This window comes from Jeotgalibacillus malaysiensis (genome assembly GCF_044789845.1).
GTDB lineage: Bacteria > Bacillota > Bacilli > Bacillales > Jeotgalibacillaceae > Jeotgalibacillus > Jeotgalibacillus malaysiensis_A.
On sequence record NZ_CP085252.1, the window covers coordinates 1071338 to 1084182 of the forward strand.

Annotated in this window: 10 protein-coding genes and 1 riboswitch; of the genes, 8 read left to right on the plus strand and 2 right to left on the minus strand. The window is 43.5% G+C overall.

Annotation, left to right across the window (positions count from 1 at the left end; genetic code table 11):
* The first annotated feature begins 119 nt into the window (after positions 1-119).
* Together LG330_RS06005 and LG330_RS06010 are read left to right on the plus strand one after the other, a co-directional pair.
* Positions 120-299, plus strand: a complete 180-nt coding sequence (locus LG330_RS06005) for a hypothetical protein (protein ID WP_404408236.1) — start codon at positions 120-122, stop codon at positions 297-299.
* Positions 300-473: 174 nt separating this feature from the next.
* A riboswitch (cyclic di-GMP riboswitch) is annotated at positions 474-571 on the plus strand.
* A 35-nt stretch (positions 572-606) separates the two neighbouring features.
* Complete coding sequence (locus tag LG330_RS06010; RefSeq protein ID WP_404408238.1) at positions 607-753, plus strand: anti-repressor SinI family protein; 147 nt, start codon at positions 607-609, stop codon at positions 751-753.
* A 52-nt stretch (positions 754-805) separates the two neighbouring features.
* Here the strand turns inward: LG330_RS06010 and LG330_RS06015 are convergent, their stop codons facing one another.
* Positions 806-1126: a helix-turn-helix domain-containing protein gene (locus tag LG330_RS06015; protein ID WP_404408240.1), complete on the minus strand. Its 321-nt coding sequence runs from the start codon at positions 1124-1126 to the stop codon at positions 806-808.
* A 336-nt stretch (positions 1127-1462) separates the two neighbouring features.
* Here LG330_RS06015 and LG330_RS06020 point away from each other — a divergent pair, with 336 nt between their 5' ends.
* The 6 genes from LG330_RS06020 (at position 1463) to LG330_RS06045 (ending at position 10377) form a co-directional block, all read left to right on the plus strand.
* Positions 1463-3202: an adenine deaminase C-terminal domain-containing protein gene (locus LG330_RS06020; protein ID WP_404409516.1), complete on the plus strand. Its 1740-nt coding sequence runs from the start codon at positions 1463-1465 to the stop codon at positions 3200-3202.
* A gap of 76 nt (positions 3203-3278) precedes the next feature.
* Entirely contained in the window at positions 3279-3596 is a 318-nt protein-coding gene (locus LG330_RS06025; RefSeq protein ID WP_404408242.1) for a YerC/YecD family TrpR-related protein, read from the plus strand.
* Between the two features lie 389 nt (positions 3597-3985).
* Positions 3986-4663: a heptaprenylglyceryl phosphate synthase gene (locus tag LG330_RS06030; protein ID WP_404408244.1), complete on the plus strand. Its 678-nt coding sequence runs from the start codon at positions 3986-3988 to the stop codon at positions 4661-4663.
* Between the two features lie 247 nt (positions 4664-4910).
* Positions 4911-7130 (plus strand): DNA helicase PcrA, encoded by a 2220-nt coding sequence (gene pcrA / locus LG330_RS06035; protein ID WP_404408245.1) that lies wholly within the window; start codon positions 4911-4913, stop codon positions 7128-7130.
* 12 nt (positions 7131-7142) lie between these two features.
* On the plus strand, positions 7143-9155 hold the full coding sequence (gene ligA / locus LG330_RS06040; protein ID WP_404408247.1) for an NAD-dependent DNA ligase LigA: 2013 nt from the start codon (positions 7143-7145) through the stop codon (positions 9153-9155).
* Between the two features lie 7 nt (positions 9156-9162).
* Entirely contained in the window at positions 9163-10377 is a 1215-nt protein-coding gene (locus LG330_RS06045) for a CamS family sex pheromone protein (RefSeq protein WP_404408248.1), read from the plus strand.
* Positions 10378-10456: 79 nt separating this feature from the next.
* Here the strand turns inward: LG330_RS06045 and LG330_RS06050 are convergent, their stop codons facing one another.
* A complete protein-coding gene (locus LG330_RS06050; protein ID WP_404408250.1) occupies positions 10457-12844 on the minus strand; it encodes a glycogen/starch/alpha-glucan phosphorylase in 2388 nt (795 codons plus the stop codon).
* Position 12845: the final 1 nt, after the last annotated feature.

Sequence of the window (12845 nt, forward strand, 5' to 3'; positions counted from 1 at the left end):
TTAGGAGAAAAACATTCTTTTTGTACCTGTATAAAGCAATTTTCATACTTGTGATTCCCCAGTTCTGACATATAATGAGGGTACGGTAATTCTCTATAAAGAACAACGGGGGGGATGAAATGGTACGAAAAGAATGTCCTAAATGTATGAGGTCATCTTATAGCAGCAGCACTAGAGAAAACTGGATTTGTCCGGTATGCGGTGAAGACCTTACTACATATCCATCTCTCAGAGCAATCTCTTATTACGAACTGAATCAGCATTTTCGTCAATCTGCTTACCAGCATTCGGCAAAATAAAACAAACGTAATATTGTAACATAAATTTAATGTTGAAAAAGTCAGAATATTTAGGTAAATAGGACTATTTATTTGCTACTATCCTAGTGATAATATAAGTTCATAACAGAAATTATACCTAAACTCAAACTTTAAGTCCCGGAAAGATCCCAGATGCTGCAATCGCTTTGAGAGAACAGAAAAAGGCAAACCATCTGAAAGGGTGGGACGCAAAGCTTACGGGTCTAAGGCCAATAAAGAGACAGGGGAGCTATGACGGCTGAGCCGCCTGAAGTACTGTAGAAAGTATTTTAGGAGGGGAATGTAAATGGGTCGTAAAAACGAAGTGGACGTAGAATGGATGGCGCTGATTGAGGAGGCTGTACAAGCAGGAATTCCGATGGAGGATATTAGAGATTTCCTGGAAGGAGCAGGTTCTACCAATTGGAGGAGGAATGATTTAGTTGTTGGGTAAGACATACATTAATCTATAAAATAGCCTGTGCAAAGCAATTATGCTGCACAGGCTATTTTTGGTTGATTCTCCATTTATTAAATTCAATAAACTCTTTAAACTGTTCCTTAGAAATACCTGATTCCATTGCTGTTTTTGCAAGGTTTACCCATTCGCTGTCAACATTTATTTCGTCACTATCGGGATCGAGCAGAGAGTTGACCGTCACACCAAGCACTGGTGCGATTTTTTCTAAAAATTGAATAGATGGATTCTGTTGAAGATTTCTCTCGAGAGAGCTGATATATGATTTAGCAACGCCTGCCTGATCAGCGAGTTCAGTCAGCGACATTTTCTTTTCTTTTCGTAAAGCTTTAACGCGGTCTCCGATCATAACAATCACTCTCTTTGCTTAAAATATTGTTATCTAAATAATATCATACAAATAAAAAAAGACCACTATTAACTGACTGTGTAAAAACATTTTTTCTGAATATTCTTATCAGTTGCCTGCAAATACATATAACATAGAGTTTCCATCTAAATACAAATTATCATTATGTATTACTTTATAAAAAAATATTTTCTAACATTATTATTAGGAAAAAATGTATTTTGTTAAGATAATGTTCACTTGTGCACAAGTTTAAGAAAAAGTCACAATTCTTTTGTGCGGTGACGCGTAAAATATGGTAAGCTTAATGAAACTTTTAGAGGAACTATTGGAGTGATGAGAGTGGGACAGAGATTCCCGTGGAAGATCAGTCATTTAAGAGACCATACTTCCATCTTGGAAGGGACAAAATCACCTGATCTTGTACTTGCAGATACGAATTATTTGAACTCAACCCTTCATCAGTGGGTGAAAGGGAACGTATGGATATATCAGGATAGAATTATTTATACAGGGAGCGACATGCCTGAAAGTCTGAATGGAACTGAAGTGCTTTATCTAGAGGATAAGTGGATTGTGCCAGGTTATATTGAACCCCATGTTCATCCTTTTCAGCTCTATAATCCACACAGCTTTGGAGAATATGCAGCAAAGCGTGGGACAACGACTTTTATTCAGGACAATTTAATGCTCCTTTTATTATGTGACAAAAAGAAAGCGCTTCCTTTTATGCAGCAGTTTAAAACGTCACCACTCACTTATTATTGGTGGAGCAGGCTGGATTCACAGACAGAGCTTCGTGAAGAAGAAGAAGTTTTTACAAATGGAGAAGTCCTGTCATGGCTTGATGATCCAAGTGTATTACTGGCTGGTGAACTTACTTCGTGGCCTAAACTTGCAGGGGGAGATGACCTGTTACTGAGCTGGGTGCAGGAGGCAAGGCTGCGCTATAAGAGAGTTGAAGGTCATTTGCCTGGTGCTTCGGAGAAGACGATTGCAAAAATGTCATTGCTGGGTGTAACAGGAGATCATGAGTCAATGTCAGGGGATGATGTATGGAAGCGCCTTGAGCAGGGGCTGGCTGTAACGCTCAGACATTCTTCGATCAGACCGGATCTTCCGAAGCTGATCAGTGAATTAAAGGAGCGGAACCTCCATTCATTCGATTCACTGATGATGACAACAGATGGATCAAGTCCATCCTTTTATGAAAACGGCGTCATGGATCAGTTGGTCAGGATAGCGATTGACGAGGGTGTAGAGCCAATTGAAGCTTACCATATGGCTTCCTATGCTGTTGCGAAGTATTACCGGCTTGATTATATGCAGGGAATGATTGCAACCGGTCGCCTTGCTACATTAAATATATTGAGTGATCCTTTAAACCCGGTACCAGAATCAGTGATGTCAAAAGGTGAATGGATTTTAAAAGATGGAGTAGAACAGGAACCGGCCTTTACTCCGGACTGGTCAGAGATTAATCCGCTTAAAATTGACTGGGAGCTTGAGGCAGATGATCTGCAATTTTCAATGCCGTGTGGGATCGATATGGTAAACAATGTGATTACGAAACCTTACTCAGTTTCCATTGATGCGGGTGTAAATGAGCTTCCGCGCGATAATGATGAAAGCTTCCTAATGCTTGTTGACCGCTACGGTGAGTGGAAGATCTGTACGCTAATTAAAGGATTTGCTAATAATCTTGGCGGACTTGCTTCCTCATTTTCAAGTACAGGAGACATTTTACTGATTGGTAAAAGTAAAAAAGATCTGCTTGATGCATTTAAGAGAATGAAGGAAATGGGTGGCGGCATAGTGCTGATTGATCAGGGGGAACTGCTGCATGAGATTCCTCTGCCGCTGGGCGGTGTCATGTCTGATCAGCCGATGGAAATAATAATGAAAGAAGAAAAGAAACTGCGCAGTGTGCTGAAGGAATGCGGATATGCGTTTGATGATCCGGTTTATACTTTGCTATTCCTTTGCTCCACTCACTTACCATATTTAAGAGTGACGCAGCGTGGAATCTATGATGTGAAAAAGAAAACGGTACTCTTTCCAACGATAATGCGTTAAAATGTAAAAGAGTCCTATTTTTAGCTGAGCACACGTTTGCTCTTGCAATACTTTTAAAAGGAGCTGTAACTGTCTGATGCAAATCGATAAGTTAAGAGGGAAGGAACTGGACCAGCTATGTGAAGCCGTTCTTTCGCTTAAAGACAAAGACGAAGCCTACCGATTCTTTGATGACTTGTGCACAATTAATGAAATACAATCTCTTGCTCAGCGCCTTGAAGTAGCACGTATGCTGCGTGAAGGGAATACCTATCATAAAATCGAAACACAAACCGGTGCAAGCACCGCAACCATTTCACGCGTAAAACGCTGTCTCAACTACGGCAACGATACCTATGCAATGGTCCTTGAACGCGTTCATCAGAGTGATGATGGCGGGGAAGATAAAGAGTAATATTTTTGAGAGGGTAGGACAATGAGTCCTGCCCTCTTAATCGTTTTGCGCATATTATCATTAAAACTAACTAAACTGCTGAACGAGAAAGATATTGTATTAAGCTACACATCATTTTGGTGAAATAAAAGTGCAGCGAAGCGGAAGGCGGCGACTCCGGGACGATTAGAGGGAAGCTGAGACCCCGCAAAGCGAAGCTTGAGGAGGCTCAGCAACCTCCGTCCGGAAAGCGTCCGCCTGAAGCGTAGCGGAACGAGTAAGAGGGTGAAACAACATTTGTTCCATCTTCTTTTTTAATACTTTCTAACTTCATTCCCTCATCCCTTTTAGAGTCACTTCTTCGGTGCTATAATAGTACGGATAATGAGTGTTCGAATGGAGGATTTAGGATGTACGATGTCCGGGAATGGAAGCATGTATTTAAACTGGACCCTAACAAAGAAATAACAGATGAAGCACTTGAACTGATTTGTGAATCCGGCACGGATGCAGTCATGGTTGGCGGATCTGATGGTGTGACACTTGAAAATGTGCTCGATCTGATGGCGCGCGTGCGCAGATATACTGTACCCTGTGTACTTGAAGTTTCGGTTCTTGAAGCGATTACCCCGGGCTACGATCTATATTTCATACCGACCGTTTTAAATACAGAAGACCCGAAATGGTTCAAAGGCCTTCACCACGCAGCAGTGAAAGAACATGGTGATCTGATGAACTGGGAAGAGATTCTTGCAGAAGGCTACTGCATTTTAAATCCGGACTGCAAAGCAGCGTCTCTAACGGGAGCGGATGCGGCCATCAGTGATGATGAAGTGATTGCCTATGCACGAATGGCTGAGCATCTATTTTCACTTCCGATTTTTTATATGGAATACAGCGGAACATACGGAGATCCGGCGCTTGTGAAAAAAGTCAGCGGAGAACTCGAGAACACAGTCCTTTTCTATGGCGGGGGCATTAAGAACGAAAAACAGGCCAAAGAAATGGCCGCTCACGCTGACGTCATCGTAGTCGGTGATATCATTTACAGCAGCTTAAAAGAAGCGTTGAAAACAGTTTTAAATTAGAACATATAAAAAGACAGGTAAATTTCTGCACAGCTGATGATTGAAGCGTAAGGGGGCGACTCCTGCGGAAAAACGATCGGGAAAGCCCCCGGAAGGCAGTGGTTTTCTACCTGACCTGAGCGTTCGTCCGCGGAAAGCGTCTCCCTGAAACGGAAATCATCAGCCTATTTCAAGAAAGTACAGATTAAAGTTGTCCGGAAAAAAAGTCCGGGCTATAATAAGAACAAACGTTCGAGGTGGTGCGACGATGCAATTCTTAACAGATCGTCTGCTAAACGGGATGAACCCTGAGCAGGCAAAAGCAATTAAAGCAACAGATGGCCCGCTGCTGATTATGGCAGGCGCGGGTTCCGGGAAGACTAGAGTACTGACACACCGGATCGCGTATTTAATGATTGAAAAAGGTGTAGCGCCTTACAATATTCTGGCGATTACCTTTACCAACAAGGCTGCGCGTGAAATGAAAGACCGAGTGGGAAGCATACTTGGCGGAGCGGCTGAGGATGTCTGGATTTCAACATTTCACTCCATGTGTGTGAGGATTTTAAGAAGAGATATTGATAGAATCGGTTATAACCGTAATTTTACGATTCTTGATTCAACCGACCAGCAGTCAGTGATCAAGCGTATATTAAAGGATAAAAACCTGGATCCGAAAAAGTTCGATCCACGTGGTATTCTTGCTGCAATCAGCTCAGCGAAAAATGAGCTGACAACGCCTGAGCAGTTTGCGAAGGACGCAGGCAGCTATTTTGACCAGACGATCAGTGAAGTATTTACTGAATATCAAAAAAGGCTGCGCAAGAATTCAGCGCTGGATTTTGATGATCTGATCATGCAGACGATTCATCTATTTGAACGCGTGCCTGAAGTACTTGAAAACTATCAGCGTAAATTTCAGTACATTCACGTGGATGAGTACCAGGATACAAACAGAGCGCAATACATGCTAGTCAAACAGCTGGCTTCACGCTTCAAAAATCTTTGTGTAGTCGGTGACTCAGACCAGTCGATTTACCGTTGGAGAGGCGCGGATATCACAAATATCCTGTCCTTTGAAAAAGATTATCCAAATGCGAAAGTGATCCTGCTTGAGCAGAACTACCGCTCAACTGAAAAAATCCTGGACGCTGCGAATGCAGTCATTAAAAATAATCCTAACCGTAAAGCGAAGAATCTCTGGACAGATAATAAAGGCGGACAAAAAATCACGTACGTCCGTGCTGACAGTGAGCAGGGTGAAGGACAATTCGTTGCCGGTAAGATCAATGAACTGGTCCGTTCAGGCGTGAGAAAGCCTTCTGACTTTGCGATTCTCTACAGAACCAATGCGCAATCACGTGTTATGGAGGAAGTACTCATGAAGTCCAATATTGAGTACACCATTGTCGGAGGGACAAAGTTCTATGACAGAAAAGAAATCAAAGATATCCTCGCCTACCTCAGGCTTGTTGCCAATCCGGATGATGATATCAGTCTGATCAGAATTATTAATGTACCAAAACGCGGCGTAGGTACGACTTCACTCGATAAAATTGCAAACTACGCGCGTGATAACGAGATGTCGATGTACAATGCGCTTGAGCTTGCAGATTTTATCGGCTTAAGCGGCAAAGCTGCAAAGACAGTCCTTGAGTTCCGTGATTTTATTAAGAACTTTACACAGATGCAAGAATATTTATCAGTGACTGAACTGGTAGAGGATATTCTTGAAAAGTCAGGGTACCGTGAAGCACTTCAGGCCGAAAAGACAATTGAAGCACAGAGCAGGCTTGAAAACATTGATGAGTTCCTGTCTGTAACAAAAGAATTTGAAAAAGCGAGCGATGATAAGAGTCTGATTGCGTTTCTGACAGATCTTGCACTGGTTGCAGATATTGATCAGCTCGATAAAGATGATGCTCCGTCTGATGCCGTTACATTAATGACATTGCACTCTGCAAAAGGTCTTGAGTTCCCTGTTGTTTTCCTGATGGGGCTTGAAGAGGGCGTATTCCCCCACAGCCGCTCACTGATGGAAGAGGCTGAAATGGAAGAAGAAAGACGCCTTGCATACGTTGGGATTACACGGGCAGAAGAAGAGCTGTTTATTACAAACGCTCAGATGAGGACGTTATTCGGACGGACAAATATGAACCCGGTCTCAAGGTTTATTGCTGAAATTCCAGCTGAGTTGCTTGAAGAGCCGATGAAAAAAGAAATTTCTTCAGGCAGCAGAAGCTTCGGCTCACCTTCAAAACCACAGCCGAGAAAAAGTCCTGTCAGACGCCCTGCACCGCGTAACACCGGAGGCAGTGATCTTGGATGGAGTGTTGGAGATAAAGCACAGCACGGTAAATGGGGCACCGGTACAGTTGTCAGCGTAAAGGGTGAAGGGGATTCAATGGAGCTTGATATCGCATTTCCAAGCCCGACCGGCGTTAAACGCCTGCTTGCGAAATTTGCACCTGTTAACAAAGTGACATAAGGAGTTGAGCCTGTGAGTCAGACCATAGAAAAAAGAGTACAGGAGCTGCATGAGCTGCTGAACAAGTACAATTATGAATATCATGTTCTGGACAAGCCTTCAGTTCCTGATGCTGAATATGACCAGTTATTAAATGAACTTAAAGAAATAGAAGCAGCGCATCCTGAGTATGCAACATCTGATTCTCCGACTCAGCGTGTAGGTGGCTCGGTGCTTGAGCAATTCTCTAAGGTTACACACCGTACATCGATGCTAAGCTTAGGAAATGCCTTTAATGAAGATGATCTCAGAGACTTCGATCGAAAGGTAAGAGAAGTAGCCGGTGACAGTGCGATGTACAGCTGTGAGCTGAAAATAGATGGCCTTGCTGTTTCTCTCAGATATGAAGATGGCCTATTTGTCCAGGGTGCAACTAGAGGAGACGGTTCAGTAGGAGAAGACATTACAGCGAACCTGAAGACAATCAGGTCAATTCCACTCAGGTTAAAAAAGCCGCTTTCCATTGAAGTCCGTGGTGAGGCATTCATGCCGAAATCCTCTTTTCTAAAGCTGAACGATGAAAGAGAAAAGAATGAGGAAGCACTTTTTGCAAATCCAAGAAATGCAGCGGCGGGATCACTCAGACAGCTTGACCCGCGTATCGCTGCTTCAAGAAACCTTGATATTTTTCTCTATGCGATCGGTGACCCCGGCGATACAGGTGTCAGATCTCAAAGTGAGGGAATGGAGCTCCTTGATGAAATGGGATTGAAGGTAAACCCCGAACGGAAAATGTGCAGCTCCATTGAAGAAGTGATGGATTATATTCATGAATGGACTGAAAAAAGAGCAGACCTCTCCTATGATATTGACGGCATAGTCATCAAAGTGGATTCACTTGATCATCAGGAAGAGCTTGGCTTTACTGCAAAAAGTCCAAGATGGGCAATTGCGTACAAGTTCCCTGCAGAAGAAGTCGTCACGGTACTTCGAGACATTGAACTGAGCATCGGCAGAACAGGTGTCGTTACACCGACTGCGCTGCTTGATCCGGTCAGAGTAGCTGGTACTACGGTGCAGAGAGCTTCACTTCATAACGAAGATCTGATCCGTGAGAAGGATATTCGCATTGGTGACCATGTGGTGATAAAAAAGGCTGGAGATATTATTCCTGAGGTTGTCAGCGTGATTACTGACAAACGTACCGGGGAAGAAAAAGAATTTCATATGCCAACGCATTGTCCAGCCTGTGAAAGTGAGCTCGAACGTCTTGAAGGGGAAGTTGCACTGCGCTGCCTGAACCCGAAATGTCCTGCCCAGCTGCAGGAAGGACTGACTCACTTTGTTTCAAGAAACGCGATGAATATTGACGGGCTCGGTGAAAAAGTCATCGCCCAGCTTTATCAGAGCGAGCTGATCGAGGATGTAGCAGACCTTTACCGGCTGACAAAAGATCAGTTAATTGGTCTCGACCGGATGGGTGAGAAATCAGCAGATAATCTGCTGAATGCCATTGAAGCATCTAAAAATAATTCAATGGAAAAGCTGCTGTTTGGACTGGGCATCCGTCATGTTGGTGCAAAAGCAGCCAGAACGATTGCTGAGCATTTCCGGAATATTGATGCACTGAAAGTAGCAACTGCTGAAGAATTGTGTCAAATTGATGAAATTGGTAACAAAATGGCCGATGCAATCGTCACATACTTTGAGAACGAAGAAGTACTCGAACTAATTGAAGAACTACGTGAAAACGGCGTTAATTTAACCTATACAGGTCCTGTGAAGAAAAAAGCAGAAGACATTGATTCTGCTTTTGCAGGAAAAACAATTGTCCTGACAGGTAAATTGGCTCAATTGACACGCGGGGACGCAAAAGAGAAAATTGAATTGCTTGGTGGAAAAGTAACCGGCAGTGTGAGTAAGAAAACGGATCTGTTAATCGCCGGAGAAGATGCCGGCTCCAAGCTGACTAAAGCACAGGACTTAAATATACCGGTATGGGATGAAGACCAGCTGGTAGCAGAAATCACAAAACAAGAGGTGTAGCAGTTACATGAAAAAATGGTTAGCCGCTGCGACGGGTACTGCATTGCTGATGAGCGGCTGTATGCCGTCTTTTCAGCAGGAAGATGAAGTTGTGCAGGAAAATGCCCCGGAAAACAGTGAAGAGCAGACGGTCATTATCCCTAACTTCCAAATATCTGATGAGTATTATCGTACATTACTGCCATATGAAGCATCACCATCAAGAGGAATGGTTGTAAATAACCTGAACACAAACTATGATATCGCAGAGTTTGAAAATGGCTTGATGCGCGTGGCACAGCAGAATTTCACACCTGAGGATTATTTCTTTCAGGCAGGCCAGTTCCTCGAAAGTGATACGATCTCAAGCTGGTTAAACCGCGAGTTTACAGATGAACAGCTTGCAGAATACGGAATGGAGCCTGAAGAAAATATCGGGTTGAATCCTGTTGATAACGGGGAAGGAACCAGGGCTGAAAGAGCTGAGAGAAGCCCGATTTACCTGGCCCACATCCTTGAACATAACTACTTTGTTAAATCAGCTGAAGATGAATCAAAAGTAAGGCTTGGCGGCATTGTCATTGGCCTTGCGATGAACTCAGTTTATTATTACAACAACGATGGTGACCCGTATGGTCCGACATTTGAAGAGAATATTTCTCAGAGCCGTCTGCAGGAGGAAGGGCAGGCAATTGCGGCAGAAGTTGTATCACGTATTCGTGCAATGGGTGCTGAGGATCCTGAAAAAGCAGAGCTTGCTGAAGTGCCAATCACGGTTGCGCTCTTCAAACAGGAGCCTAAAAGTACTGTGATCCCGGGTAACTTCTTCGGTTATGCAACAGCGGACAATGGAAGCAATGAGCTTGGCGGATGGAATGAAATGAATGAGAATTATGTATTATTTCCATCTGAAGAAGCAAGAGAAAGCTACCGGAATGACGAGACAGCCTTCCTGAACTTTAAGCAGGATATTGAAACTTATTTTCCTAACTTCAACAGTGTCATCGGTACAGGTCTATATCGTGGAGACCAGCTGGCACACTTGAAAATTGATATTCCGATTCAGTTCTATGGAAAATCAGAGATTGTCGGCTTTACACAGTATATTGCCGGCAGACTGATCGATCTGTTTCCGGAATACTTTGATATTGAAGTGAGCATCACATCCATTAACGGACCTGAGGCACTGATAATTAAAGAGCCAGATGATACGGAACCATTTGTTCATATTTATGAGCAGTAGGTGACGGGGAAGCAAATCGCTGCGTCACACATAGCAAGAGCCCGGGACTCATCATAAAAGTCACGGGCTCTTTTTTCAATTATAAATTCCAAATCTCATCCGCATACTGCTGGATTGTCCGGTCGCTTGAGAAGTAGCCGGAGCGCGCAATATTATGGATACTTGAAGTCAGCCAGCGTTTACGGTCCTGATATGCATCAGAAGTCAGCTGTTGGGCACGTACATACGCGTCAAAATCCTTAAGTAGGAAATACTGGTCATTTTCCATCAGCAGTGAATCAGCAATCATTTCAAAATCATAGAAGGTATCAGGGAAAAAGCCGGAAGTGAACTGATCAATGATCTTTTTAATTCTCGGGTCCCCGTGATAGTAATCGTATGAATGATAACCGCCGTGCTTTTCATATTTCATTACTTCCTGTGCAGTCAGTCCGAAAATGAAAATATGCTCCGGTCCAGTCAGTTCTTCAATCTCTACATTGGCGCCGTCTAATGTGCCGAGCGTCAGTGCGCCGTTCATCATAAATTTCATGTTTCCGGTACCGGACGCTTCTTTACTTGCTGTAGAAATCTGCTCACTGATATTTGTAGCAGGAATTATCTTTTCTGCAAGAGAAACTCTGTAGTTTTCAAGGAAAACAACTGTCAGATAATCCTTTGACACAGGATCATAATTCACAAGGTTCGCAACTGAGTGAATCAGCTTGATGACCTTTTTAGCATAATGATAGCCAGGAGCAGCTTTTGCCCCGAAGATAAATGTCTGCGGATGCGGCTTGAATGAGCTGTCTTCCTTCATTCTGTTATACAGATGCATCACGTGCATGATATTTAATAGCTGGCGTTTGTACGCATGAAGTCTCTTAATTTGCACATCAAAAATTGAGTCAGGATTTACTTTGATGCCATTTTTCTCATGAATCAGGTCAGCCAGGATGCGTTTTTTATCATGTTTGATCTGATCCACTTCATCCTGGAATGACGCATCATCAGCAAACTTCACAAGATCATTCAGCTTACTTGTATCCTTAATCCAGTCTGTGCCGATCGCGTTATTAATCGCGTTTGTCAGTTCCGGATTTGCCTGCAGCAGCCATCTTCTATGCGTGATCCCGTTCGTTTTGTTGTTAAAACGGTCAGGGTAAAACTCATGAAAGCTTTTCATTTCACGCATTTTCAAAATTTCAGTGTGGAGTCTCGCAACACCATTAATGCTATGACTTCCGACAATTGACAGATGAGCCATTTTTACAAAGCCGTGGGCAATGACTGCCATTGATTCAATGCGATCCCAATCGCCGGGGAATGCTTCCCAGAGTTCCTCGCAAAATCTTCTGTTGATCTCTTCGATAATCAGATAAATACGGGGGAAGAGAGGTCTGAACAGGTCAATTGACCATTTTTCAAGCGCCTCGGATAAAATCGTATGGTTCGTATACGAAATCGTTTGAGTTACAATACTCCATGCTTCCTCCCAGCCCATACCTTCTTCATCCATCAGCACACGCATTAATTCAGGAATCGCAAGTGCCGGATGCGTATCATTAATATGGATCGCAACATGCTCATGAAGCTCTGTCAGGTCGTCATGGTCTTCTTTATAATCGCGCAAAATACTTTCAAGGCTGGCTCTGACTAAGAAATACTGCTGCTTCAATCTAAGAATTTTACCATCATCAGACATATCATCCGGGTAGAGGAATTCAGAGATCTGCTCAGTGTCACGTTTATACTGCATATAGTCCTTATGAGGAGGGAAGTGCTTAGAAGGCTCAGCCCCCCAGAGACGAAGCGTGTTCACACGGTCTGTATCATAGCCGATAACCGGCATATCAAATGGCACTGCAAGGACTGTTTCAGCCTTTTCGTGCGTGAAGATCATCTGACCGTTTTTCTCAGTCCATTTCACTTCTCCCCAGTAGGGCACTTCAACAGCCAGATCCGTTTTTCTTACTTCCCAGACGTTCCCGTTGCGCAGCCATTGCTCTGGAAGTTCAACCTGATAGCCGTTTACGATTTTCTGTTCAAATAATCCATGCTTATAGCGGATCCCGTGACCATGCCCAGCCATCGAGAGAGAAGCCATGGAATCAAGGAAGCAGGCAGCAAGACGCCCTAAACCGCCATTACCAAGACCGGCGTCAGCTTCAGCTTCTTCAAGTTCACTCAGATTAATGCCAAGGTCACTTAATCCTTCATCCACCAGTTCTTTTACTCCAAGGTTCACTAAAGAGCTGACAAGCAGCCTGCCAAGAAGGAACTCAATTGATAAATAATAGACTTCCTTATGGTCGCCTTTACGGGAGTCTTCATTCGAAGCAATCCAATTCGTGCTGACGTATTCCCGCACCATCATACCTAACGTCTGATACTGGTGCTGCTGCGTAGAATGTTCAAATGATAAACCGCTTGATTGTTCAAGCCGCTGTAAAAAGGCTGCTTTAAATGCTCTTTTATTTTGGAACATG